Annotated in this window: 17 protein-coding genes and 1 pseudogene; 8 read left to right on the forward strand and 10 right to left on the reverse strand. The window is 41.2% G+C overall.

Annotated features, from left to right (window positions below):
* Positions 1–1,380, forward strand: a pseudogene (locus RM049_RS05850) (S-layer family protein); the annotation flags it as partial.
* A gap of 15 nt (positions 1,381–1,395) precedes the next feature.
* The gene (locus tag RM049_RS05855) at positions 1,396–1,668 is read left to right on the forward strand and encodes a hypothetical protein (RefSeq protein WP_322703511.1); all 273 of its coding nucleotides are present in this window, start codon (positions 1,396–1,398) and stop codon (positions 1,666–1,668) included.
* An 87-nt stretch (positions 1,669–1,755) separates the two neighbouring features.
* Here RM049_RS05855 and RM049_RS05860 read toward each other — a convergent pair whose 3' ends face one another.
* The 5 genes from RM049_RS05860 to RM049_RS05880 form a co-directional block, all read right to left on the reverse strand.
* A complete protein-coding gene (locus tag RM049_RS05860) occupies positions 1,756–2,520 on the reverse strand; it encodes a DUF928 domain-containing protein (protein WP_322703512.1) in 765 nt (254 codons plus the stop codon).
* 25 nt (positions 2,521–2,545) lie between these two features.
* Positions 2,546–4,921, reverse strand: coding sequence for a CHASE2 domain-containing protein (locus RM049_RS05865; protein ID WP_322703513.1), 2,376 nt, complete (start codon positions 4,919–4,921; stop codon positions 2,546–2,548).
* Between the two features lie 23 nt (positions 4,922–4,944).
* Complete coding sequence (locus RM049_RS05870; protein ID WP_322703514.1) at positions 4,945–5,910, reverse strand: DUF1822 family protein; 966 nt, start codon at positions 5,908–5,910, stop codon at positions 4,945–4,947.
* Between the two features lie 33 nt (positions 5,911–5,943).
* A complete protein-coding gene (locus RM049_RS05875; protein ID WP_322703515.1) occupies positions 5,944–6,582 on the reverse strand; it encodes a sigma-70 family RNA polymerase sigma factor in 639 nt (212 codons plus the stop codon).
* Positions 6,583–7,322: 740 nt separating this feature from the next.
* Positions 7,323–9,842: a molybdopterin-dependent oxidoreductase gene (locus tag RM049_RS05880; RefSeq protein WP_322685063.1), complete on the reverse strand. Its 2,520-nt coding sequence runs from the start codon at positions 9,840–9,842 to the stop codon at positions 7,323–7,325.
* A gap of 447 nt (positions 9,843–10,289) precedes the next feature.
* Here RM049_RS05880 and RM049_RS05885 point away from each other — a divergent pair, with 447 nt between their 5' ends.
* A complete protein-coding gene (locus RM049_RS05885) occupies positions 10,290–11,072 on the forward strand; it encodes an alpha/beta hydrolase (protein WP_322670117.1) in 783 nt (260 codons plus the stop codon).
* Positions 11,073–11,209: 137 nt separating this feature from the next.
* Here RM049_RS05885 and RM049_RS05890 read toward each other — a convergent pair whose 3' ends face one another.
* The 4 genes from RM049_RS05890 to RM049_RS05905 all read right to left on the reverse strand — a co-directional run bounded on the left by RM049_RS05890 (position 11,210) and on the right by RM049_RS05905 (position 15,591).
* Positions 11,210–11,395, reverse strand: a complete 186-nt coding sequence (locus RM049_RS05890; RefSeq protein WP_322703516.1) for a hypothetical protein — start codon at positions 11,393–11,395, stop codon at positions 11,210–11,212.
* 192 nt (positions 11,396–11,587) lie between these two features.
* A complete protein-coding gene (gene zwf, locus RM049_RS05895) occupies positions 11,588–12,970 on the reverse strand; it encodes a glucose-6-phosphate dehydrogenase (protein WP_322670118.1) in 1,383 nt (460 codons plus the stop codon).
* A 73-nt stretch (positions 12,971–13,043) separates the two neighbouring features.
* Positions 13,044–14,210 carry a DUF1822 family protein gene (locus RM049_RS05900; RefSeq protein ID WP_322703517.1) on the reverse strand — a complete coding sequence of 389 codons (1,167 nt, stop codon included), beginning with the start codon at positions 14,208–14,210 and terminating at the stop codon, positions 13,044–13,046.
* Between the two features lie 214 nt (positions 14,211–14,424).
* The gene (locus tag RM049_RS05905) at positions 14,425–15,591 is read right to left on the reverse strand and encodes a sigma-70 family RNA polymerase sigma factor (protein ID WP_322703518.1); all 1,167 of its coding nucleotides are present in this window, start codon (positions 15,589–15,591) and stop codon (positions 14,425–14,427) included.
* A gap of 184 nt (positions 15,592–15,775) precedes the next feature.
* Here RM049_RS05905 and RM049_RS05910 point away from each other — a divergent pair, with 184 nt between their 5' ends.
* The 5 genes from RM049_RS05910 to RM049_RS05930 all read left to right on the forward strand — a co-directional run bounded on the left by RM049_RS05910 (position 15,776) and on the right by RM049_RS05930 (position 25,383).
* Positions 15,776–16,210 carry a hypothetical protein gene (locus RM049_RS05910; RefSeq protein ID WP_322703519.1) on the forward strand — a complete coding sequence of 145 codons (435 nt, stop codon included), beginning with the start codon at positions 15,776–15,778 and terminating at the stop codon, positions 16,208–16,210.
* Positions 16,211–16,711: 501 nt separating this feature from the next.
* Positions 16,712–17,137: a hypothetical protein gene (locus RM049_RS05915; protein WP_322703520.1), complete on the forward strand. Its 426-nt coding sequence runs from the start codon at positions 16,712–16,714 to the stop codon at positions 17,135–17,137.
* Between the two features lie 266 nt (positions 17,138–17,403).
* On the forward strand, positions 17,404–18,189 hold the full coding sequence (locus RM049_RS05920) for a hypothetical protein (protein ID WP_322703521.1): 786 nt from the start codon (positions 17,404–17,406) through the stop codon (positions 18,187–18,189).
* On the forward strand, positions 18,186–19,817 hold the full coding sequence (locus RM049_RS05925) for a hypothetical protein (RefSeq protein ID WP_322703522.1): 1,632 nt from the start codon (positions 18,186–18,188) through the stop codon (positions 19,815–19,817). The genes RM049_RS05920 and RM049_RS05925 overlap by 4 nt, the downstream gene beginning before the upstream one ends.
* 301 nt (positions 19,818–20,118) lie before the next feature.
* Positions 20,119–25,383, forward strand: a complete 5,265-nt coding sequence (locus RM049_RS05930) for a caspase family protein (RefSeq protein ID WP_322703523.1) — start codon at positions 20,119–20,121, stop codon at positions 25,381–25,383.
* Here the strand turns inward: RM049_RS05930 and RM049_RS05935 are convergent.
* Entirely contained in the window at positions 25,346–25,687 is a 342-nt protein-coding gene (locus RM049_RS05935; RefSeq protein WP_322703524.1) for a hypothetical protein, read from the reverse strand. The genes RM049_RS05930 and RM049_RS05935 overlap by 38 nt on opposite strands.
* Positions 25,688–26,018 lie beyond the last annotated feature (331 nt).

Consider the following 26,018-nt stretch of genomic DNA (forward strand, 5'->3'; position numbering starts at 1 on the left):
GCAGGCAAGGGGGGAAATTTAACTATTGATGCCCAGGATGTGCAACTTATTGGTAAAAGCGCTGATAATCGCTTTTCCAGTGGCTTGTCTGCTTCAGCAGGGTCAAATTCAACAGGGAATGCAGGTGATTTGAGGATTACAACTAATACCTTGCGAGTTTCGGGTGGGGCAGTTGTGAGTGCTGGTACATTTGGTGCAGGCAAGGGGGGAAATTTAACCGTTGATGCTATTGATGTGCAACTTATTGGTACAAGCGCTGATAATAAAGTTGCCAGTGGCTTGTTTGCTTCAGCAGAGTCAAACTCAACAGGGAATGCGGGTGATTTGAGGATTACAACTAATACCTTGCGAGTTTCGGGTGGGGCAGTTGTGAGTGCTGGTACATTTGGTGCAGGCAAGGGGGGAAATTTAACCGTTGATGCTATTGATGTGCAACTTATTGGTACAAGCGCTGATAATAAAGTTGCCAGTGGCTTGTTTGCTTCAGCAGAGTCAAACTCAACAGGGGATGCGGGAGATTTGACGATTAAAACTAATACCTTGCTAGTACGAGATGGAGCTGGAATAACTGTAGAGAGTTTAGGAACAGGAACCGCAGGTATCATGACATTAAATTCTCGCTCCATCCGTTTAGATAACAACGCCTTACTCAGCGGTAACACACAAAGTGCTATTGACCCTAATAGGGAGCAGGCGACAATTAACATTAATTCACAAGATTTGTTAATGAGTCGCAATAGCAATATCAGAACCAATGCCAGAGGCGAAAACGTCATCGGCGGCAACATCAACATTAACACTGATTTTCTGATTGCTTTTGAAAATAGTGATATCAGAGCCGATTCTACTAACTTCCGTGGCGGAAATGTGCGAATCAATGCCCAAGGTATCTTTGGTATACAGTTCCGAGACGTAGAATCTGATACAACAAGTGACATCACTGCAAGAGGAGTAAGTTCTGAGTTAAGTGGTAATGTAGAACTTAACACGCCGGATATTGACCCTAACAGTGGCTTAGTTAACTTGTCAAGCGTACCAGTTGATACCCAAGTAGCACAGACCTGTCAAGCTGGTGGAAATTTAGCTAAGAGCAGTTTTACAATCACTGGACGCGGCGGCTTGCCACCTAACCCAGGTGAAGCTCTTAACACTGATGCAGTGCAGGTAGATTTGGTGAGTGTCAATCCAAAAGGCGATCGCGGCGATCGCTCCTTTGTTCCCAGCAAAATAGCTACCCCCGCACCAGAACCGATCATAGAAGCTACTAGTTTGGTGCTAAACGAAAAAGGGGAAGTCGTTCTGACAGCAAATCTTCCCAGCACTACGCCCCATAGTCCTTGGTTGAAGCCTGCATCTTGCAAAGCAATTCGTAATTCGTAATTTAAGAAAGTTAGATTGCAATCTGGTTTTTTATTGACCTGCAATGCGATCGCATCGACTAACAATGCGATTGTATCGGCTGACAATGGCATTGCATCGGCTGACAATGCGATTGCATCGGCTGACAATGCGATTGTATCGGCTGACAATGCGATTGTATCGGCTGACAATGCGATCGCATTGTCAGTCGATGCGATCGCATCAACCCGCAATCGATATTTGAAAAAATTAGGATGGGGTAAAATTTACGCCAAAACCCAACTTACAAATGTATACAATGAAATCTAAGTACAGGCGCAAGTCCTTCCATCCCTTCATTACGAATTAGGTTGCCGAGCGTTCGCGTAGCGTCTCGTAGAGAAGCCGAGGTACGAATTACAAACTACTCTCTAAGTTGCAGCACTCCACTTTTGGTTCAGTTGCAAAATCATTCAAACCCACAGCTTGCAATAGCGCCGTCCAAGAAGGATCTTGCAAATTGGTGCGACGCAGTTCGCTAGCAGCGCTCAAAGCATCATACCAAATACCATTACTTCCATAAAGGATTACGCGCTGAGGTGGTGTTGCTTTTTCCAATTGAGTTTTTAAAGTAGGGTTCAGTTGTTCCCGTTTTACGTATCCTTCAATATCAGCAATAATTTGCTTATCCTTATTACAGTAAATGTTGAAATACCAACGATACCGCTTACCTATCTCCAGAGGTGCTGCTTTTGATGGCAAACTAAGGCTGACTACTCCAGGTGTTCCCGTTAAAGAAGTTTTATAAATAGTCTGATTTTCTGCTTCATCTTCTAGCACAAACTCTCCAGATGCAAAGTCGGATGCATAAGGAACATAAAATAAGAAACTAGGATGCTCTGCGATCGCTTCTCCAAACACCAATTCTGAGTTTGAATAAACAGGTACTAAAGCTGTGAGCCGCTTTTGAGAAGAAGTCAGTGGCTGATTGATATCCTGACCACAGCCACGGCTACCTGCTTCCGTTCGCTTACCTGGTTCGCCGATGCCTTTTGGTGGAGGCGGCGCCGCAAAAATTAATGATTGATTTAATTGTCCGTTGGGATTTGCAGGCTGTGCTTGCACATCTATACAACTAAGGAATGTTAAACTAACGGCGAGGAAAGTTTGAATCTTTTGCATAGATAATTTCATTTTTATTTATGCCTCAAGTTGTAGAAGTCAGTTGTCGCTGTTGTGAAAGTAGGTAAATTGCCACTGTGCCGCCAGTAACGACTAAAACCAAAGCTGACGGAACTAGGGGAACCCAAATCCCTTGATAAAAGAGAATTAAGCAAAGCACGTATAAGACCCCAAATACACCTCCTTGTGCCAGTACTAAATATACTCCCGACCGATCTCCCCAAGGAAATATCTGCACAACGGTAAAAGCGATCGCACCTCCAACCACAGACCAACCCCAAATCCACAACACTTCACCCCAAACAGGCAAAACTCTTATCAAAGGTCGCCTATCCATAACAGCACTCACCAACTGACTCACCATTTGTGCTTGCAAAATCACCCCTGGTATTTCTTCAGAAGAACCCTGTCCAGTTATGTAAGGAGTAGGAATATAATCACGGAAGCTTTGGGCAGTGGTACCAATGAGAACAATTCGGTCTTTGACTTGTTCGGGATTGACTTTACCCTTAAGAACATCTGTAAGCGTGACTTGAGGAGCAATATCTATTGGAGAACCTTGGTAAGAGCGGTAATTGAGCAATATTTGATAGCCCTGTGTATCCGCTTGTTGATAGCCTCCGACGTGCGATTCTCCTTTGGAGACATTTGACGATCCCAACCGCTGAAAAACAACGTTACCTAGCTGCAAATTTCCTTGGGGGGTGTATTGAGCAGAAATTCCTTCTTTTTCTAAGTAGTGAAATGCTAGTTGGGCGTTAAGGGCGTAGGGTGCAGTACAAAGGGAAGTTGGGTCTGCTGGTTGCATTGCCAATAAATGACGACGCAAAATATTGTCTGAATCTGGGATAATATCACTAAAACCTTGGCGTTCTAGTGGAACCTCTTTTGGGGATGGAACTCCTGGATAGTTTTGTGTGCGATCGCTAACTTTGCAAATTGCAAAGAAATTGTCATCAGTTTGCCAACGAGTGGTTAAAGAAGCTTGGTTAGGTTGTACCGGATCGCTACGATAAATATCCAAGCCAATACTTCGGGGTTGCAACTTTGCTAGTTTGTCCAAAAGTTTCGTCAGTGCCAGATTTGACAGCGATCCACTTCTTTGCTTTTGTTCTGGTAGGTAAAGATCGTCTTCGGTGACAGTGACTATCAAAAGGCGCGAATCTTGCTTTTCTTGGGGACGCGATCGCATTAATTGGTCGTATGAGAGCAACTCCCATGTTTGCAATCCTCCTTGGTGTCTTATTCCTAAAACACCAGCAGTTATCAGCAAACTCAAAATTAACAAACTTTCGAGACGGCGAGTATTAAAAAACCATCGAGACTTTAACCAAGTTATTGGCACTACGCCAGGATGTTCGCTAATTACTGGCAACCAACTTGCACCTGGATATTCCTTTTCTATTCCTTTGAGCCTTTGTCTGGCAATGCGAACCGCAGCATATATAGATTGTCCTGATGAAAAAACCTCCAGAAAATGCTTTAAAAATTTTTGAGCTACCCGATCTGGCACTGGTTCCCGCATGACAATAATTTGCGGAATCTGCAAATCTTGCAGTTCTCGCGCTAATCCTAATCCATCACAGGAGTTAAAAATCGCTAATTGTAAACCGTTGGCAACAGCATTTCTCAGTGCATGTCTGAGTTTATCAATTGTTAATTTATCTGTCTGATTAATATAAATACAACTACTTTCACCCTCGCTCTTACTATGACCTGCGAAAAATAAGATATTCCAAGGTTGTTTCCACAATTTTTCATCGATGTCTGAATATTGAGGTTCTACTAAAAAAGTTGTAGCGGCATTAGGTAATTTTTCTAGTAACTGGCGGTCTTGCTCCACATCAATACCATCACTATCGCCTAAAATTGCCAAAATTCTAATTTTATTTCTCCAGAGCGATGTCTGCAATGCACCTATTACTGTTTCTGATTCTGGAACACTGAGAACAACTTCAGCTTTGAGATAATCTCGATCTATCAAATCCCACAAATGCCAAGGAAGTTTCTTGAGTTGCAAACAATGAGTGCGAATCAACACCCGCACTTCCTCTTCTGGCATCAGGTGTTTAAGCCATTTTTCGCGCACGGGACGAAAAGACTCTGATAGCAACCAATTGTTTAAATACTCCCGCACCTCACTAGCTTTTGTGTCGCACTCCTTACGCCGCTGGGAGATAGAACCATCGTAAATAATTTTTTTGGCTTTGATGCGGGTAAATTTCCACAAGTTGCGATATGTGGACTGCCACTGTTCAATTGCTGTTGCCATATTTAGATTGGAGGGCAGCTTGCCAGTAATTTCTGTAGTCGGGCGTTTGCCCTCTTCTCCAATTTCCAACGTCACCTGCACACCTAAGTCCAAATCACCATCTAGCTTTAGCACAACTAACTTTCTCATTGGCAGCACCCCTGTTGTTGTTCTTAATAAATGGCAAAATTTTCTGTGATGCTGATATCTCCCAAAACAAGTTTAACGCTGAAACATTCTCCCAACTCACAACTAAACTCCAATTGAATATTCTTGTTGCTGTTTCTAGTTTGGGCTTCCATCACAGATGCTCCTTCAGAATCCAGCACAATTAAATGGAGATTTGGTGGTAGATAATGTTGTTCATTTGTCGGATGCACTTCTACGATAATGTCCATTTCTTGCTCATTGTTTGGAGGCAGACTAACAACTAAAACCACTGCTTGCTCCCGTAAAACTTTTCCTAAATCAATCAGTTTGCCTCTACTAATAAAAGCGCCTGCTTCACTTCTCAGACTCAAAGCTGGATTGACACCTTGAGTGCCTAAAAGAGGTTCAATTTCTTGCCAACCAGTTTCAAAAATATTCTCCAACCATTGCTTCAAGTTAACTAAACCCTGATTACAGGTAAGCGAATCATCAACTATTTCAGCAAGCTGTAATTGAGAAATTTCTTCTAAATAATCCAAAAAATCGTCTAAAGGTTGCAATTGGTTAATCGGGAACAAATCAGTTTGTACCTGCTTGACAAATCCTAGCAGTGTTGCTTCTCTAAATGATTTGCTGATTTGCACAGCTACATAGCCAATCCGATTTAATTGTACTTCAGGTGGTACATAAACAAATTGTGCATCTTCTAATACTGGGCGACATTCTAACAAGCCCAAGTTTTTTAGTGACAAATCAGCGACATCCATCAATGTCTGTTCTATGACATTCCAACTGTCACTTTTATTCAAGTCTGTCTCAAACCCCATGCAACGTAGATAAGAATTGGCGAAAGACACAGACAAAGTATTGAGATAAACTTGTTCAGCTTTTGCTTGCGTGGCTTGTTGTCGTCGTAACTCTTCTGCTCGATGTCTTCCATCTACAGGTATTGGGGCTGAAAATGTTAAAAATTCTCTGGTTTTGCTCATATTTTTGCCTAGCTAGTTAGATTATATTAAAGATTAAGTATATAAATATTCTTGAAACTTATTAGCAAACTTTTTCAGACAACGTTGGTAAAAAGTATGGAGAGATGTGATTTCAATGCCCCATTCTGCTGAAATATCTTTCCAAGTAATACCTGAACATCTTCTTGTAGCTATAGCTTGAAAATTTGCCTCTGGATGACCTTTGATATGTTCTTTGCAAAAAATTAATTCTGGGTCAGTTTCTATACATTCTCTTACTTGTTCAAACAAAGATACAGGTTGAGATGAGGGTATATTTTCCCAGTGAGAGCTTTCAAGATTTATTTCATTTGTTTTGCCGAGAACTTTTGGGATAGCCTCTGGAAAAAAGCGTCTAGTTAATAGCATATTTACCCAAGTCACCACTTCGCCTCGTTCTGGGTCATACTTATTAATATTGTTGTCTTGACAAATATAGAAAAATAAATTTTGTACTGCCTCATCATAGATATCTTCATAAGCTAGTTCAAATTGACCTTTATAAGGATGAACAAGCTTACCTGATTGCCAAATAGCATTAATCAGGCTTGTTAAAGCTATCCGCTTTTCCTTGGTTAGGTGTGTGTATTTTTGGGCTGCAAGTGCTAATTCTTTAAGTTGTACATCTAGTTGTTTTCTTGGGTCATTAGCCATAAAAGACCTCAAATCAGAAGCTACCAAGTTATTAATCGCACTATATCTCATGTATTAATCCTGACTTTTACACAAAGCAGCCACAATTGTTACAAAACTTTTTGCTCGTGCATTAAATCCGATCGTTGGCGTTGCATAATGGCGATCGCATGATTCATACTTGGATTCAGCAACGCCCCTTCGGCAGTACCAGTTTTTGAAGCATAAAGGATAAGAATCGAATGGCACGCTTGATAACGGCAAACCCATTATATATAAGGCTTTTGGGTGTGGGGTGTGGCTGAGTGGGTGTAGTAAGTCAGAAATTTATTTGTATCCCCACTCATATTTACTAGAAACAGGGTGTGGGGTGTGGGGTGTAGGGTGTAGGTTTAAAGCCTCGCCCCACGCGCGCGAAAAATCCTTATTTCGCAAGGCAGGTAAAAGCCCCACCCGGAGTGTCTGTCTTAATTTCCCTACACCCCACACCCAATACAACCTGCACCCTGTTCACTTTTCTTGATTTTTCCCTATACCCTACACCCTACACCCTACACCCTACACCCTACCCCCTACCCCCAACACCCTGCCTAGACGAGCTTTCAGCTTTACAAGCGTGCCATTCGGATAAGAATCCGATCTTGCTTATCTCCATCCTCATCGGCAACAGCAATGAATTTCTCTAAATTGATGTCTCTTCCACTGCCCAGCGATCGGCAGCATGTTTAAAAAAGTATGAAAAGTATTTCACCTAGATATTTCTAAGTAACCTTTTTTAGCCGACAGGCAAAGCATTTAAAAGCTTGCTGTCCTGAAAGATTGTCATAGTAGTTTTGGTCTATTAAGACATTAGCAGCTTCATAGTATGGAGTTGCCAAATCCTCAGCCATCTTCTGTTGGGAGCCGAACCAATTAGGGACAAAAATAGTGTCTTCTCGAATTCCTTGCCAAAGTAGTGCTGTACCTTTGATTGCTCCTCTGGGGCTTTCAACAATAATCTCATCACCATTTTCAATCCCAGCAGTTTGTGCGGTTTTTGGGTGAATTTGTACCAGGCGAACACCATTCATTTGCTTGCCTGTATAAGTCCAGTGGGTAACAGAGTGGAAATGAACTACACTTGGTCTGCCAGTCATTCCCATGAGTGGGTACTGCTTGTGTACCTCACCAGAAGATATTTTCCCCAATTTGACCTTTTGAGTCAGAGCCTGCGGATTTACGGGGTTTTTGACCAACTCAGATGCATACTCAATAGTAGGATGCTTACCTGTTACCTCTGGATGGGTATAAAAGCTAGGCAGAGCAGAGTGCCCAGCCTCAGCTAACCGAGTTTGCAATTGTGGAGTGTAAATTTCTACTTTGCCACTAGGAGTCAGAAATCGCTTACCAATATTATTAGGATTAAGGGCTTCTGCGGCTTCATACCAAGAGGGATGATCCAAGTAAAGTGTACTGACACCAGGATGATTCACTGTTGGGCAAGGCCAGCGCAAAGGTTCTTTTCTTTGGGATAGTCTTTGTTGAGTCATGCCCCCCATTCCTGGGGTATTCCTTAGAAAAGTTGCCCATAAATTACCATAGTCTTTCCAAGAAGAAGGAAAGTTATCCCTCCAATATTCAGGCGGATTGCGTTTGTCTAATTTAGCTGTGGCGTGTGCTAAATCAATCCAAATATGCCAATCTGGTTTCGACTCCCCTACTGGAGCAACCACTTGTTCTTGCCAACGGATTGCTCGATCGTCCCGCCGCATATAAACGGTTTCCATTTCAAAACCACTAGTTACCGGCAAGATAATATCAGCATAGTACGCTGACTCTTCCATGAACAATCCAGTGTAAACATAAAATTCTAATTGCCGATAAGCCTGTTGTACTTTAACTGTGTCAGAACAAGCCAGCAGGGGATTGCCTTGAGTAACGATCGCTTTAAGCTGATAAGGTTTGCCTGAAATAATCGATTGGGCAAAATAATCTGGCCCAACTGGCAAGGCGATATCTTTATTAGGTGTTTTACCAATAATCGCTGGTAAATTCAAGCTCCCTGGCCAAGTGTTATGCATGAAATTGCAACCACCACCATTAATTCCAATATTGCCTGTAATTGCAGCCAGAAATGTTAAACAACGGTAAGTGTCAAAAGCTCCTAATTGATGAGAAATCCCAGCATTGCAGAAAATAGCAGCAGGCTTAGTTTTGGCATAAGCTTCAGCTAGAAGTCTAATTTTTGATGCTGGAACATCCGTGACAATTGAAGCCCACTCTGGTGTGTAGCTGAAGCTTATTAGGTGCTTTTTGAGTTCATCAAAACCCAGTACCCACCGTTTTACAAAGGCAGCATCGTATAAGTTGTTAGTCACTATGTGATAGAGCATTGCCAAAACCAAAGCCAAGTCTGTATGTGGTTTCGGTGCAATCCACTCATCAGCTTGCGCTCCTGTAGGAGTCAAGCGGGGGTCAATCACTACTAACTTGGCTTTAGTCTTAGCACGGCTTCTAAGAAGATAGGCAAAGGTTACAGGATGTGTTTCTGCTTGATTCGTACCTAAAAACAGAAACAATTTTGCACTTCCCAAGTCTTCTTTTTTCGTCGCATCATCTATTCCGTAGCCGTTTGTAAAATTGCCTAACCCAAATGTCCATGCCAAAGCATTGCCACCTGCATCGTTGCATACAGGCCCAACATCAGTATTATTAGGACTACCCAGCAGACTAAAGTAGCGCTCAACCAAAGAACCCGTTCCCCGTGGTAATCTCCCAGAGGTTTTATTTGCGATCGCTCTAGCTTCGCCTGCATCCCTAAGTGCCAAAAACTTGCTAGCGATAATTGAGAGAGCTTCATTCCAAGAAATTGGCTCAAATTGAGAATTGCTGTCACCTTTGTCTCCACCAACCCGCTTCATTGGGCTTTTCAAGCGAAAGCGATTGTAGACTAGCTGGGTCATCATTGGCCCCTTAATACAAAAGCCACCTGCCTGTACTGGGTCATTTGGTTCACCTAAGACATCTATAATCCGCCCGTTTTTGAGATGAACTTTCAAACGGCACAGGGAATTGCAGAATTGACAAGCACTATTTACAATCTTGTCTGGCTGTAGAGCAGCCGATTTCTGAGTAAAATCAAATTCAGTACTTTGAAGAGGGATTGCCTGTTCTTGCTCAACACTTGCTGCATCAGCTACTTCTTTTTTGACTAACTCTGCTCCACCAACAGCAGCTGTACTAATAGCCACCCCTTGAAGAAAACCACGCCGTGAGGTCTTTTTCCTACCCTTTGATGTCATGGAGATCCTCTCCCTACATATCGCGCTTATTACAGCATTTCACAAATAGGCGCGCAATTTAACTACGTTCTAATAGATTACTACATAAGTAGCTAAACAAAATTAATTACACAAAGTTAAGCCATGAAACTCTTATCCAGATTAGAAACTCATGTGTAAATAATTTTGTGCGATTACTTACTTGACCAGCTTAAGATATGCAATCCTTTGTTTTCTGCTACTTTTTCCCCTAATTACCTAATCGTCCTTGGTGGTTAAAGTTGGGTCAAATACTAATGCTCCGTCAGTTAATAGTACGATATAGCAATAGTTACATGAAGCCGAATTTCACTTAACTGAGAACCACTATATATAATCCTTGAGAAAGTTTCGTCAAACCTGTGGACTTGTTACTGTTATATAACAGTAGAAGTAATTTATCAGGTTATAGTGAGTGAGGTTGTTGTTTTGAAATCCCAATTAACTAATCATCAGGTCGAATTACAGGATTGCACTATTTTTTATCAGCAAAGTAAGTTGGAGTCGAGTTCAATCCCGATTCTATTTCTGCACGGATGGGGAATCTCTACCCAGCCTTATCAAGAAGTGCTGACACTACTAGCACAGCATCATACCATAATTGCTCCTGACTTGCCTAGTTTTGCGAGATCGAGTTACTCTGGGCTAATTCCTGATTACGTTAGCTATAGCAAATTTCTCCTTTCGTTCTTGGAAGTTTTAGAGTTAGAACATTTTCATGTAGTTGGACAATCATTTGGCGGAGGTATTGCTATTACCTTATCTGCAATTGTTCCAGAAAAAGTTACTAGTGTAATTCTGATAGATAGTACAGGAATTCCTACGCTATCAATACCGAAGATAATCCTGCGAAGAGCGATCGAAATGACCTTTCAACTGTTTTTACCAAGACGGAGGTTGAAATTAATTGATATTCCTTTGGTTTTCTGCTATAACTTGTTATTTAATACCGGAAATGTTATTCAAGGATTACTAATTTCTTTGTACGAAGACATCAGCTATTTACTACCAAAAGTCCTAGCTCCTTGTTTATTATTATGGTCAGAGAAAGACCTAACTACGCCATTAAGTAACGCTCAAGAAATGGCGGCCATTATACCCAACACTAAGTTAATGACTGTAGAAGAAGGTTGTCACGAATGGGGACTTTGGTATCCTGAAAAATTTACCTCACTCATACTGGATTTTATTTGTCAAATTGAGAAATATTAATGTAGCTAGTACCGCAAGGCCCAAATCACTCATTCAAAAGTCAAAAAGCTTCTTGTATAGGCTTCTCAGTAATTTAAAATAGTCTGTTTTTTGACGCCGACTTGTACTAGTAGAGATAATCATTTGTTTTGGTCAAGTTATACCCTTAGTGCGATCGCAATCAGGCGGGCGAAACAGCGCCATTGCACAAAAATTGCTGGAAAAAATTGATTTAAAGTTGGATTATGTCGGTCGATTGGGGTCGAGGAAAAACCGGGAGTGGGTTTACCAGGGTTAAAAATGCCATATCTGCTGGAAACCTTGATATCACTCCATTGTGGCAACCCAAGTAAAAATCTAAGTTCTAAAGTTTCTTACTTTGAGGTTTTTAAAAGCATTTTTAGCCCCTGCTTGCGGCTGGCGATCGCTCAAAAGAAGAGATGGGCAATACTTTTGTTATAGAACTAATCGAAAAACTCATCTCCTCAGATTAGTTTGCCGATGGCGGCAAACTAAGCTATATTGACTTTTTTTAATTAATCATCTCTAGCTAATGGGTTGTACCACTGATCCGTTGGCAAGAGCAGTCGATCTGACTCAGGTGGGCCCCATGTATTTGGCTCATACTGATAAATGGGTGTGACGTTATCGAGAATTGGCTGGACAATCCGCCATTCCTCTTCTACGGTATCTTCTCGTACAAACAAGGTAGGATCGCCCTGTATGGCATCACCCAATAGACGTTCATAGGGTTCCATCTCGTCGCCACCTCCGTAAAAGGCTAGGAGTTCATTCGTAGAGCCGATCATATCTTCTCCAGGGATTTTAGTGCGAGCGCCCAATCCCACAATTACCTCTGGATCTAGTAAAAAACGAACATAATTACCGTTTTTTTGTCTTCCCTCCTGGAACACATCTAAAGGTGGACACTTGAACTTGACCATTACCTCAGTAGTTTTGACAGGCAATTTCTTCCCAGCCCGAATGTAGATGGGAACTCCTGACCACCGCCACGTATTAATAAATAACCGCACGGCAACAAAAGTTTCTACTTGGGAGTCAGGAGAAACACCTTCTTCGTTACGGTAATCAGAAAATTGACCGCGAATAATATCATCGGGTTGCACTGAAGGTATAGCTTTGAGAATACGCTCTTTTTCATCCCGGATGGAATCGGTAGCAGTACTAGCGGGAGCATCCATGCACACTGAAGCCAATACTTGCAGCATGTGGTTTTCCACCACATCCCGAATTGCGCCAGTTTCCTCATAGAAGCGCCCCCTTCCTTGAATGCCAAAGTCCTCTGCCATCACAATCTGGATGCTTTCAACATAGTTGCGATTCCAGATCGGTTCGAGAAAAGAGTTGGCAAACCGAAAATAGAGTAAATTTAGCAGTGGTTCTTTGCCCAGGTAATGGTCGATGCGATAGATGGATGATTCGGGAAAAACTGATGCCAGAATTTGATTTAACTCGCGTGCTGATTTCAAATCCCGTCCAAATGGTTTTTCAATTACCACCCGCGCATTTTTAGCACAGCCTGATTCGCCCAATCCTGACACTACTTGTGCAAACAAGCTTGGTGGAATTGCCAAATAGTAGAGGGGATGAGTAGCATCACCAAGGGCTTGACGTAATTTTTCGTAAGTTTCTGGTTTGTTGTAGTCACCAGCAACGTACTGGAGTAGACCAGAAAGTTTCTCAAATGCGTCTCGATCTATACCACCATTATGTTCTAAGCTATCACGTGCCCTTTCCCTAAGTTGATCCGTCGTCCAAGATCGTCCGGCAACCCCAATCACTGGGACATTGAGATTGCCCCGTCGTACCATTGCCTGAAGGCTAGGGAAGATTTTCTTGTAGGCTAAGTCACCTGTTGCCCCAAAAAATACCAGTGCGTCTGAATCAGGAGTTCCCATGACTAACCTCTTTATTGCCTATCTCACAAAACCAACAAAATCATCCCGCAAATATGCAACGCCTAAATTCTTTTTAAAACTTGAGTATTTCCCAATTATAATTGTCGGGAAAAGGTTCTATTTCCCAGACTATGCTTTCTCCTGCTTCTAAGGCAACTTCTACGTAGAGTTGTTCTACAGCCGTTGTGGCTACATCTTCATTATTGGGAAAAGGCTGTAAATCTTCGGTAAGTAATCGGAGTTTAAAACCACCAGGAATAGCTGCACCGATCGCAGCGTTACGTAATTCAAATCGCCAAATAGTTGCATCTGGCTCACCTTGTGGTATAATCAAAAGTTCGTAAATTTGACCTGCGATCGCCAACCGACGAGAGAGAATAGTATTTGCTTGTGTGTCTTCCACACCCCGCGCCCCAGCAGCACTAAGTTGTAAATCAAAGCTTCCCCAACCAACAGCCTCAGCAACTTGAGAAACACCGCTTTGCAACCATTGGATAACTGACCATTGTTCTGGTAATCCTAAGCGTCGTTGATATAAGTTTTGTCGCCAACCGCCATGTTGAATTAATCCACCCCACAGTTGAAAAGGGATTTCTTGCCGGGGTGTAAGTATTTCCGGGTTTCCCAGACGGGCAATTAAATTTTCTGCCTGTTGTGGCGATAAGCTGGGAATCTCTTCAATAGGGCTACGAGTGGGTTCTTCTGGACATAATTGACGCGCCAGAGCTAAAACGCTGATGTCGTTGATTATATCAGTACCATCTAGGGAATAAGTGCGATCGCTGGCATCATAACTACCTTGAGTTTTCAGTTTTTCATGGTTGCAATAACCCCAAATCCTGACGTAGCCTTCATCTGGCTCGACTTGCACAGCTAAATAATAATCACCTACCCAACTAGGAATATCCACCCATTCTTGGGGGACTCGCAATTCACTCAAATCAATTGCTTCACTAGGAACTAAGACTAATCTTGTTTCATCAAACGTGAGTGCAATTCCATTAACCAGTTCCCAAAAACTGGGTAAAGCAGTGGTAGTTGGCCAAACTTTTGTCTGTGGTGTCCAGTCTTCTTGCAACCATAACAAGATAGCATCCAGGCAAAGTTGATTAATATAAGCTTGATAGCGAGAACTAGCATTAGAAAAAGCTTGATTATTTAAATCCGCTTGGTTTTGGGTAGTTGTAGGGATTTCCAAAACCATATCTGTTGGGTTGATGAAAGTAAATACAGTAGTCATAGGGATTGGGGATTGGGGTTGAGATTCTAAGTTCAGCTTTGCGTAAAATCGTTGCGAATTGAGGGTTGAAATTTAAACGCAAAGGTTCGCAAAGGTAAACGCAAAGGGGCGCAGAGAATTCACTACGAATTAATGAAATGTTGTAAGTAGTTAGATTAACGAGGTTTTCAGGTGGATGAACGAGATTTTAACTCTCCTTGTCCCCACTCCCCAGTTATCCACCATAGTAATTTTTCAACCATTCCTCCATTAGTGTGTTTATACTATGCAGTAGGTCTGAAGTAACGGAAATATGCAAACTATCTTTACTCCAATTAGCTAAAAAGCGTAACAAAGTTTCTTGAGCTTTTTTTAGTCGTCGTGAGACAGTATATTGCTGTGTTTGTAATTGTTTGGCAATTTTGTCTTGAGTTAATTCTTCAGCATAATAAAGTTGTAAAATTTCTTGTACTTGCGGTTCAAGTTGAGCGATCGCAGCCACTAAAACTTTGTTAATCTCAGTTTGTTGGAAATTTCTTGTTTGTTCTTCTTCAGCAGCAAGAATTTCATTAATCAGAGATTCTTGTTGTGTTCCGGGAATATTATCAAGCCACTCCCACGAATCATCGCCCCCTTTAGGAATATTGAGAGAGTCAACCGGAAAATAACGATAGCGGCGTGCGGCTTTAGCAGCAGTTAAAAGCCACTTTTCTAAGGTTTGGGAATTGACTTGCTGACCACTTTGTGAATTATAAGCTTTCGCGATCGCCTCCCAAGTCTCATTGTCTGGTTGGGAAATTTGACGAGAAGTACCTTTTTGTGTTGGGATATATTGAGTTTTGAAACAGTTCCAAACTAGGACATAAGCATTAATATCTTCTGGCAATAAACCTGCATTTTGTAAAGACTCCACCAAAAATTTTTTAGTAATTTTTCGTAATAATCCCCAATCTGTACAAATATCAATTTCACGATTTTGGCGTAAATTTTCCCGAATAGCACTGCTAAAGAGGGCAGTAGCGTAGTTTTTTAAAATAAAGCCTCCATCTGGATTAAATCCTTTGAGGACTTTATCAACTTGAGCGATCGCAATCTGAAAACAGTCTGATAGCTTGTACTGAGTACTCGCAAAACTGTTAACTGTTTTTTGGGATGCCCAATAACAGGATTCTTGCAAGTAAGCTGCCAAATGCTGTTTAGCCAGTAGCTTCGTTTCAGAGATAAGCCAAAATTTATACCAATATAAAACCCAAAAATGTTCCGAAGTTTCTTGAGGCGTGCGGTTGAGACAACTTTGCATACTGCGACGTAGCTTTGATTCCGTCGCCCAACCACTGAAGCGATCGGCGTCAAATTGCACAAAAGTTGAAAAAATTTCAATGATGCTTTGTCGAGGATGCATAAAAAATTGTCACCCAACCTATAGAAAGACTGAAAGCGTTAAAGGACGCCTACACAAACTTTACTACAAGGTGTGAGGATTATATTTCGACTTCAATGAAATATTTTATACTTAGCCAACTGGTAATCGTGTCTACTTATCAATAAATTACAAAAACAATTACGAATAATGGAGTGTGACTAAAATGTTGAAACGTTCTTTGAGTATTATTGCTGCTAGTAGCATCTTAACTACTGCTTTAATCAATCCTGCTTTAGCTGTACCTGCTGACTTTATTGGTACTTGGGTAAATAAAGATGCCAATACTTCTAATATTACTCGTTTAGTAATTACCTCAGGTGGTAGCAATAAATTAAATATTCAGGTGTTTGGCAAATGTCATCCTAGTGATTGTGATTGGGGAACTGCACCATTACTTACCTATGGTATTAATGTCCAAGATACTAATCATAAATATGCAACAGCCAACTATAATAAAGGATTCGCAAATTCTTTCCTAACCTTAGGATCTGCTCGTCAAGAATTACTGTTGCAAGGCTATACGCAGTTTTTAGATAATAGCGGCAGGCAGAATTACTATTCTCGTGAATACTTTCAAAAGCAAACAAGAGTGAGATAAATAATTATTAAAAATCAGCATTAATTATTACTCTAACAACAATAGATAAGTTTGCAAGTAACTGAGATACACAAAGCCAGACTAAAAATAAGATAGAAAGAGTTTCTAGTTCTTGCCTCAAAACCCACACCTTTGTACTTCAAAACTGCTGCACAATATAAAACTTATCCCAGCATTAAACCTCGCTCTGCGGGGTTTTTCTATTTATATTCAAAATTGAATTATCCTCAAAAATAATTCTCAAAAATTTTGCCAATGCCAAGACTGCATAAAAATATCAAAGCAAACCTATTGACTAAGTGAAAGGTGAAAACTGAAAACTTTAATCTGATTTTTTCAACAGTTTTCATACTATCACCATTTACTTAATAAAGTAATCTTGTTTTCACCTGTCACGAATGAGTTATAGGAGAAAAAAAGATGAAACTTAAGTAGCCGTACAACCTTGAGAAATCCGGTCACAACAACAAAAGCAAGAAACCAACTTAAAGGATAATCAGAATGAAAATTACAAGTTCAACTTCTACACGTTTAGCATTAGTAATGGGTTTAGCAATAGCTAGTTCAATTATTAGTACTGTAGCTAAAGCTGAATCTATCCCACAAGTAAATTCTCATGGTAGCGTATCCAATAAGCCTTTTATTACCAATGCTGCCCGTCGCGATACTCTTCATAATTTGAACCAACGACCGTTGAATAGTATCTTAGAAACTGACGGTGGTAAAACAAAAGAATCGAGTGATAAAGGCAAAGATTCTAGCGATAAAGGTAAGGATAGTAAAGAGACTTGCGAAAGTGGTAATTGTGGTGGTGGTCTTCTAGATAGAGCTAATCCAGTTATTTTACCAGCAGATCAACTGAAAGTTCCTGTACTACAAAATCTGCGTCCTCAAACTTTAATTAAAGCTAATAAGCCAATCTTCTAAAGAATAGAGATTGAAAATACAGATTCTCGACTTTTTGAAGAAGTCGGGAATCTAAGAGGTTGTTTGAAAAGTTGGTTGACTGTGCTTTTAATTGCGTTTTTACCCCCCTTAATCCCCCCTTTTAAAGGGGGGAAACAAGAAAAATCCGGTTCCCTCCCCTTTACAAGGGGAGGGTTAGGGAGGGGTAAAAAAATATTTGATACATCAATCATGACTTTTCAAACATTCTCTAAGCCTTCCATGAAAAAAATGATGGACTAAATATTATGGATTTATTAATTATTGGTTCAAGTGATGACATTTTTTGTCAAGCAGTTAACGAATTGGTTAGAGAAAAAGGTTATACGAGTGAAATTTTAGATGTTTGCAATGCTGCAAAAATGTTTTCTATCAGTGTTACTTCTGAAAAACCAGACATTACACCAGAAATCCCAGTTATTCTACGTATTCCACCACAGACTCCAATTCGTACTAGTTTTGATGATTCTTTTATGTATGATGAGTGTCTTGCTACTTTATGGGCAGCGATGACATTATCTAAATCACTAGTAATTAATCGTCCAACCGCAAACAGTCTTTGGGGTAATTTATCATATTCTTCTAACTTGACTAAATTAAAGGCTGGTTATACTAGCAATCTAGAAGTATTCTCTTCGCAAGTTCCACCATCACCGCAAGTATTACTCGATAAACAATGGTATCTCCAAGATTTAACTACTTATAATACTGCTGCGTATCCAGAAATCCCTGAAGGGGTGGGGCCATTTCGCGCAAGTTGGGTTTCGGCTAACCTTGAATATGAAATTGTTGTTGTTTTAGAAGATAAAGCATGGCGTTGTACCAATACATCTCTAGAACATTTGCAGCTAGAGGAAAAAAGTATTTCGCTACTGAGAAATTTAGATTTGGTATTTGGCACTGTAACTTGGAGTATTGATAGCAACTTAGAGAGTGCCAATATTGCTCGGATTAACCCTTATCCATCGCTGGAAGAAATACAGTTTGTTTGGTCAGATTTTGCTCCCGCACTTTTGGAGACTATTTTCTCATGATTTATGCAATTGGTCTCGATTCAGATCGCACTTTTTGTCATTTTGTTAACTATGCTGAATCTCGTGGTGTCGAAGTCCAAGTAATTAATTTACGCAAAGTGATTCAAAATGGAGATTGGAGGCTAGCATTACCCGATGATAATCAAAGCTGGATAAGTTGTTCTAGCCAAAAGTATGTATTAAATCCTCATGGTTCTTATTATTGTCGCTTGATTGACCTTTCAACCGTACAATCAGATGTACAAGATGCGATGCGATGGAAAAGTCTTCTTGCTGCACTTTGCTGTTGGCTAGAACATATTCCCGGTAACGTAATTAATCGTCCTGGTGCTGGCGCAAATAATTTCTCAAAACCGCTTCATGAATTTCATCTAAAATCTTTAGGTTTTCAAGTTGCTGATAGCGTTACTAGTTCCAATCCAGAAGTTCTAGCTGAGTTTGCTAACGCTGGATTAACAATTGTTAAGACAACATCGGGTGTTCGTGCCGATAGTAGACTGGTAAAATCAGAGGAGTTTCTCGATTTCCACCCAAACGCTGGCCCAGTTCATTTGCAAAGATATATAAAGGGTGCTGATGTGCGGGCGCATGTAGTGGGTGATAGAGTTCACGCAGAATTAATAAAATGTCCACAAGTAGACTATCGCCATTTTCATGAACAAGCTGAGTATATTGAGTGGGAGTTACCAGAAGCTTTACATCAAAAAATTATTAATGCAACTGCTGCGTTGGGGTTAAAGTTTGCAGGTTGGGATTTTAAAGTTACTAACGATTTAGAGTACTGGTGTTTAGAAGTTAATCCAATGCCGGGATATGATGGATATGATATTCGGGCAGATGGAAAAATAACCGACTCGCTATTAGCTTTGCTTACACAAGATATTGCAGGAAATAGTATTAGTTGGTATACAGATTTGAGTAATGAAATTTTCTCAGAACAAATTGTGACATTTGAACAGTGTAACGATATTTGTTCTGTAATTCATAGTTTAAGAGAATTCTGGATAAAACGAGGTAACTCTCCAAAATTCTTCTATACTTTAGGTACAGCTAGTTACTTAGATTTTTTAAATCAACCTAATTTTTCTAAGGATTATTATACTATAGCTCATGAATATAATCTACTTCTAGAACTACACTTAGGTTGGCTTTATAAGTTAATCAAAGAATATTTAGAGCAGACGCTTATAAACCCTGTAAGGTATAAACCAGATGCAGCGCTGCCCGGTTTTCATGTTTGGCAAGATTCTAATCTTATCACCAAAGCAAATGCTACCACACACTTCGATTTGCAATACCGAAACCTCAAATGGGATAAAGGTATCGATACTATAAATACAATATCCTTTACTTTACCAATTAAACTGCCGAAAAGTGGAGGTGGGTTGAATGTTTGGGATTTCAACTATATAAATGATTATAGTCAAGCGATCGCAAGCAATGTAGAAATTCTTAAACGATTTAGAACCAAAACTTTTCATGATTACAAAGTTGGTGAAATTGTCTTGCACAGTGGGCACACACTTCATCAAATTGCACCAACTACTTGTATTTATCCTGACGATGAAAGAATAACTCTACAAGGTCATGGATTGTTTTGCAATGGTCAATGGTTACTCTACTGGTAATACATCTTTCAACCTCTGACAAGTCTTTGTATAGAAAATTTATCGACTTGGGGCTGCGATTCAGTTTTTATTAATTCTAGTATATGAATCTTATCTGAGTTGTAAGTTTATGCTAATTTTATCCTAAAGTACAAGTTACAGACTATTAGAGATAAAAGACTTTTGAGAAACTTTTAGCAAGTTTGCAAATGTTTTGCTGTTGTTAAGCGGTTATTTAACTTCCTGAATAATCATCAACAATTTTATTTTCTTAAGTTACAACAGTATCTACCTTATTTACAACGCATTTAGGACTACTGTAATGCCACCAATTGGGATCGCTAGTCGCTCAACTTCAGTCAAACAAACTACAACTCCTAAGCTATGGCTAATGTTGGTGGGAGTCAATCAATATCAAGATGACGGACTACCCAGCCTTAGTTATTCAACAGTAGATTGTCAGGGTTTAGCAGAAGCATTGGTAGATGCTTCTGCACAATTTACTCAAACAGAGGTAAAGATATATCATGATTTTGCACCGCAACCACCATCTTTAGAAAACATCCGTGCCAGTCTGCGGCAAATTACCACTGCGGCTCAATCTATTGATACTATTCTATTTTATTTTTCTGGACATGGAATTGTAGAACCAAACGCGCAGCAAGCATTTTTGTGTTTGGCAGATACTCAAAAATCCGATCTGCAAAACACAGCTTTAGCTTTACAAGAAATTTTGCTGTTGTTGGGTAATAGCGGAGTGCAAAATCAGCTTGTTTGGCTAGATGCTTGTCATAGTGGCGGGATGACACTCAGAGGTATAACAAGAGAACCATTGCTGAATGCTACACCAAAAATGGTTGAAATATTACAGCAGCGTGCTGCTAAAAGTAAAGGTTTTTATGCTTTGCTTTCCTGTGATACTAACCAGCAATCTTGGGAGTTTCCCGAATTGGGACATGGGGTGTTTACTTATTATTTAATGAAAGGATTGCAAGGTGAGGCAGCAGATAGCCAAGGCTTAATTTATGTAGATAATTTGTATCGATACGTGTATCATCAAACTCTCCAATATATAGATAAAAGTAATCAACAATTGCGGCTGATTAATCAGCAGAAAAAAACTAAAGGAGACACTCAACTTTTTCGAGAATATCCCTTGCAAACTCCTAAACGAATTGTTGAGGGAGTTGGGGAACTAATTGTCGGGAAAAGATTAACCCAGGCAACTCTTGGAGGGCATCGCCGCATAGGAATAGTAGTGGAGGGATTATCAGTCAGCAAAACAACACTAGATATTAGCAAATTTCTCGGAAGTGCTGGAGATTTTGCACTAGAGTATTTGCCAGCAACAAAAGTATCTGCCGATCGCACCAAAGAAGCGATCGCTCGTCATTTACAACAACCAGCATCAGAAGTTATTCTACTTTATCTGCGGGGACGAATTGAAGAAACCGATGCAGGGGAATGGTTATTGCTGGCAGAAAATATCCGCATCAAGCGTTCCTGGTTGAAACAACAGCTACGCCTTTGTACAGCTCAACAAATTATTATCCTCGATTGCCCTGTAGCTAATACATCTTTGCAAGATTGGGTAGAAGATTTGCAAATTGACTCCCACCAAGGACAATGTTTAATCGCCTACGCCTCACCTGCTGAAGAACCAGAACGCTTCGCCCAAAAATTTCTCGATACTTTGATGGCGACAACGCAAGCAGATGGACTCTCAGCCGCCGGAGCGATCGCTCAATTACAATTATCTTTGGCAGGTAGCGGTGTTCCTCTTTACATCTGGCTATCAGGCACGCAAGGCATTATAGAAATTCTCCAAGCAAAAACTTACACAAACACAGCAGAAACTACCACAGGATTGGATTTGGGGGTATGCCCATACATGGGGCTAAATGCTTTTTTGGAAGAAGATAGTCAGTATTTTTACGGTAGAGAAGCTTTAACTCAGCAGTTAATTCACCAACTACGCGATCGCTCTTTTCTAGCCGTCATCGGTGCTTCTGGAAGCGGCAAATCTTCAATTGTGCAAGCTGGTGTAATTCCCCAACTGCGATTGGGTAAACAAATACCCAGCAGCGAACAATGGTGGATTAGAAGCATTCGTCCAGGGGCAAATCCTCTTGAAGCTTTAGCGCGGCGGCTTGGGGGAGTAGGAGGGGAGGCAGGGGAGGCAGGGGGGGCAGGGGAGGTAGGGAGAGTAAAAGAGCAAAAGAATTATTCTTACCCAATCCCCAGTCCCCAATCCCCTCATCTTTTGTTAGAGGGAATATTTCACCAAGGGGTAGAGGGATTTGTTTACTGGATACGCAATCAACCCCATCGAGTTGTGGTGCTAGTGGTAGATCAGTTTGAGGAAATCTTTACTCTAGCTCCAACTCCAGACAGAGAGCTATTTTTAGAATTATTGCTGGGAGCGGTGCAATATGCTGGCGATCGCTTCAAATTAATTATTACTTTACGGGCAGACTTTATTGCCTCCTGTTTAGAAGTACCAGCACTGGCTAAAGCTTTGCAGGATTTGAGCGTGTTAGTTCCACCGAAGCTAAGTTTGGATGATTATCGGCGGGTGATTCTCAACCCGGCTCAACAAGTCGGGTTAAAAGTAGAACCAGAACTGGTGGAAGTCTTGTTGCGGGAGTTAAATCACTCACCAGGAGATTTACCGTTACTAGAATTTGTTTTAGAGCAATTATGGCAACATCGAGTTGCTGGTGAGTTGACTTTACAGACTTATCAAGAGCAACTAGGTGGAATTCAAGGAGCATTAGAGCGATCGTCTCAAGCTGTTTACGAAAATTTAGATCCCCAAATGCGAGAGTGTGCTAAATGGATTTTTTTATCTTTGACGCAACTAGGTGAGGGTACAGAAGATACTCGCAGACGGGTACATAAATCAGAGTTAATAGTCAAAAAATATCCCGCCGCATTGGTAGAAAAAACCCTCAACGCCTTAACTGCTGCCAAGTTAGTGGTGATGAATTTAGAAGAAGAAGTAACAAAAGGACAAAGTAGACAAGGAGAACCAGAAAACATTTCTCCCCCTACCTCCCCTGCCCCTCTGCTCCCCTGCCCCTCTGCTCCCCTTGCCTCCCCTGCCCCCCTACTCCCCTACTCCCCTTCTCCCATCACAGTAGAAGTCGCCCATGAAATCCTCATCCGTCATTGGTCAACTTTACGCTGGTGGTTAGAAGAAAATCGCGATCGCTTGCGAAAACAAAGGCAAATTGAACAGGCTTCCCAATTGTGGCTGCAACGTAGTCAGCAAGCTGATTTTTTGTTGCAAGGAGTCCGGCTAGCAGAGGCAGAAGATATCTATATTAAATATACCGACGAACTTTCTGCTGATGTACAACGGTTTATTGAAGCTTGTTTAGTACAAAGAAAACAACAGCAACAACAAGAGAAAAGAAGACTCAAGCAAGCCCAAAGGGCTGTAGTTGCACTCAGCGTTTTGGGATTAGCGGCTGTCTGTTTTGGCTCTTTAGCCTATTGGAAATCCCAAGCAGCCCAATTACGAGAAATTGAAGCATTAAATGCCTCATCTCAAGCTAATCTTTTATCACATCAGCAGTTAGAAGCATTAATTGCTAGTGTCAAAGCAGGTAAACAGTTAAAAAACACTTTTGGCGCACCAGCCGAGGTGCAAACTCAGACTCTCAATGTTTTACAACAAGTAATTTCTGGAACCCAAGAGCGCAACCGCTTGGAAGGGCATAGCGCTGAAGTATCGAGCGTGAGTTTTAGTCCTGACGGCAAAACAATTGTATCGGCTAGCAACGACAAAACGGCCATAATTTGGGGACGGGATGGCACAAAGTTACGAACATTAACAGGGCATACTGATATAGTACGGAGTGTCAGTTTCAGCCCAGATGGTCAAACGATCGCAACTGCTAGTTTCGATCGTACTGTCAAGCTTTGGAGAACTAGCGACGGTACTTTGATTAGAACACTAAACGGTCATACTGCGGAAGTTCTGAGTTTATCTTGGTCTGGCAACGGTAAGACGATCGCCACTGGTAGCGCCGATCGCACTGCTAAAATTTGGCAAGTTAGCGATGGTCATTTGCTGAGAACTTTTAGCGGATATAAGGATTTTGTTAATAGTGTCAGTTTTAGCCCTGATGGTGAAATTTTGGCGATCGCTAGTGCAGATAAGACTGTTAAATTTTGGAGGGTTAGCGATGGATTGTTGCAAAAAACCCTACTTGGGCATAGCGCTGGAGTTTCCAGTGTCGCTTTTAGCCCCGATGGTCAAATAGCTTCAGCTAGTGTTGATAAAACCGTGAGACTCTGGCGCAGAGATGGCACACTGCTAAAAATTATTCCAGCGCACAATGCAGGAGTTCTCAGCGTCAACTTCAGCCATGATGGTCAAACTCTAGCTTCCACCAGCGCTGATAGCACAATCAAACTTTGGAGTTCTCAGGACGGCTCTTTACGCCAAACTTTATTAGGACATAGCATTGCAGTCTACAGCATCAGTTTTAGCCCAGATGACCAAACTTTAGTCTCGGCTAGCGCTGATAAAACTGTTAGACTTTGGCAACGAGATAATCCTCTATTCAAAACTCTGACAGGATCTCAAGGTCAACTCTATAGTGTGAGTTTTAGCCCCGATGGACAAACTCTAGCTACCGCAGGTCAAGACACTACGATCGACCTTTGGCGGACTCAGGACGGAACTTTGCGTCAAATCCTGGAAGGTCATAGTACTTCAGTTTATGGACACAGCGATGAAGTCTACGGTTTAGCCTTCAGCCCTGACGGCGAGACATTAGCCTCAGCAAGTCTTGACCATTACATTAAACTTTGGCGGACTCGTGATGGTTATATGATTAAAACCCTTCAAGGGCATCGCAGCAATGTCAATAGTCTCAGCTTTAGCCCCAATAGTCAAATTCTGGCAAGCGCCAGCGCTGATATGACCATTAAACTTTGGAATATTCAGAAAAAAGTTTTAATTAAAACTCTCCAAGGACACACGGCTGAAGTTTTGAGCGTTCGTTTCAGCCCTGATGGTCAAGTACTCGCCTCAGCTGGTAGAGATAACAAAGTTTTGCTTTGGAGAGTTAAGGATGGCAAGTTACTGTATAATTTACTAGGACATACTAACGCTGTCAACGCCATCAGTTTTAGTCCTGATAGTCAAGTACTCGCCTCGGCTAGTGCTGATAAAACTATCAAACTCTGGCAAGTCAGCAACGGAACTTTACTACAAACTCTTACAGGACATACTGATGCCATCTACAGTGTCAGCTTTAGTCCTGATGGCAAGATAATAGCCTCAGCGAGCGGTGATGGAAGCATTAAACTTTGGAACCGTGAAGGCAGAGAACTCAAAACTCTCCCAGGACATACTGATGCAGTATTAAGCCTCAGTTTTAGCCCCGATGGGAAATTTTTGGCTTCTGCCAGTTTTGATGGTACAGCTAAACTTTGGCGTCTTCAAAGCACAGAACTGCAAACCCAAGATTTAAACAATCTACTGATTCGCAGTTGTCATTTGCTAAAGGATTACCTCAAAACTAACCCGAATATTAGCGACCAAGAACGGGGTTGGCTATGTTCAGATTGACAGAGCTAGAATCGATCGTATTTTGTAAACCTGTACCCAGTTGCAACAACACATCTTTGCGAGGAGGTCTGGGCCCTGGGCCTTTTATCGGCGAGTTCCCACCGGTTGGGCCCGGTGATTGGCCATCGTCTGGGTTCCTGAGTTGATTCTCAATTACAGGAGTTTGAAACTTCCCTTGTACCAGAACTGGTTGTAAATTACCAACTTTAGGTGTAATAAGTTGTACAGGATTTGCCAAAGTAGGTAATGCAGTGAATAATATCGTTGGTAATGCGATCGCTAAACTCAAAATTTGCTTTTGCATATCAAGCCTTTTTCCTTTTAATATATACTTTCAGCTGAACTACTAGGGAGCCTGTACCTCTGTAGATACTTAGCTACAAAGGCAAGCAACAGTATTCCAGATTTTGGGTTTAAAACCCTTCACTGACTTAATAGATCCAGTTGAGTGTTTTTATGCAGTTTTCTGAGTAGTGTTTCCAGAACTGAGGCCAAAGCGCCCGATTGGGCGGAATGGATAGCGTGATAGTCCCGTTTCCAGTCTGTGCGATCGCAAATACAAGGGTGATAAAGTTCAATTAACAGCGATACAAGAGATGGCTGTTAACTAAACTTTTCGATCAGTCTATACAGTT

Origin of the sequence: Nostoc sp. DedQUE04 (genome assembly GCF_034530995.1) — a bacterium.
In the GTDB taxonomy this organism is placed as follows: Bacteria; Cyanobacteriota; Cyanobacteriia; order Cyanobacteriales; family Nostocaceae; genus Nostoc.

Bases quoted from the DNA above. Each gene is read 5' to 3' on its own strand.
- RM049_RS05925 (WP_322703522.1), top strand. From the start codon at position 18,186: ATGATTTATGCAATTGGTCTCGATTCAGATCGCACTTTTTGTCATTTT.
- RM049_RS05880 (WP_322685063.1), bottom strand. From the start codon at position 9,842: ATGACATCAAAGGGTAGGAAAAAGACCTCACGGCGTGGTTTTCTTCAA.
- RM049_RS05875 (WP_322703515.1), bottom strand. From the start codon at position 6,582: ATGGCTAATGACCCAAGAAAACAACTAGATGTACAACTTAAAGAATTA.
- RM049_RS05870 (WP_322703514.1), bottom strand. From the start codon at position 5,910: ATGAGCAAAACCAGAGAATTTTTAACATTTTCAGCCCCAATACCTGTA.
- RM049_RS05860 (WP_322703512.1), bottom strand. From the start codon at position 2,520: ATGCAAAAGATTCAAACTTTCCTCGCCGTTAGTTTAACATTCCTTAGT.
- RM049_RS05920 (WP_322703521.1), top strand. From the start codon at position 17,404: ATGGATTTATTAATTATTGGTTCAAGTGATGACATTTTTTGTCAAGCA.
- zwf (WP_322670118.1), bottom strand. From the start codon at position 12,970: ATGGGAACTCCTGATTCAGACGCACTGGTATTTTTTGGGGCAACAGGT.
- RM049_RS05865 (WP_322703513.1), bottom strand. From the start codon at position 4,921: ATGAGAAAGTTAGTTGTGCTAAAGCTAGATGGTGATTTGGACTTAGGT.
- RM049_RS05910 (WP_322703519.1), top strand. From the start codon at position 15,776: ATGTTGAAACGTTCTTTGAGTATTATTGCTGCTAGTAGCATCTTAACT.
- RM049_RS05915 (WP_322703520.1), top strand. From the start codon at position 16,712: ATGAAAATTACAAGTTCAACTTCTACACGTTTAGCATTAGTAATGGGT.
- RM049_RS05930 (WP_322703523.1), top strand. From the start codon at position 20,119: ATGCCACCAATTGGGATCGCTAGTCGCTCAACTTCAGTCAAACAAACT.
- RM049_RS05905 (WP_322703518.1), bottom strand. From the start codon at position 15,591: ATGCATCCTCGACAAAGCATCATTGAAATTTTTTCAACTTTTGTGCAA.
- RM049_RS05935 (WP_322703524.1), bottom strand. From the start codon at position 25,687: ATGCAAAAGCAAATTTTGAGTTTAGCGATCGCATTACCAACGATATTA.
- RM049_RS05900 (WP_322703517.1), bottom strand. From the start codon at position 14,210: ATGACTACTGTATTTACTTTCATCAACCCAACAGATATGGTTTTGGAA.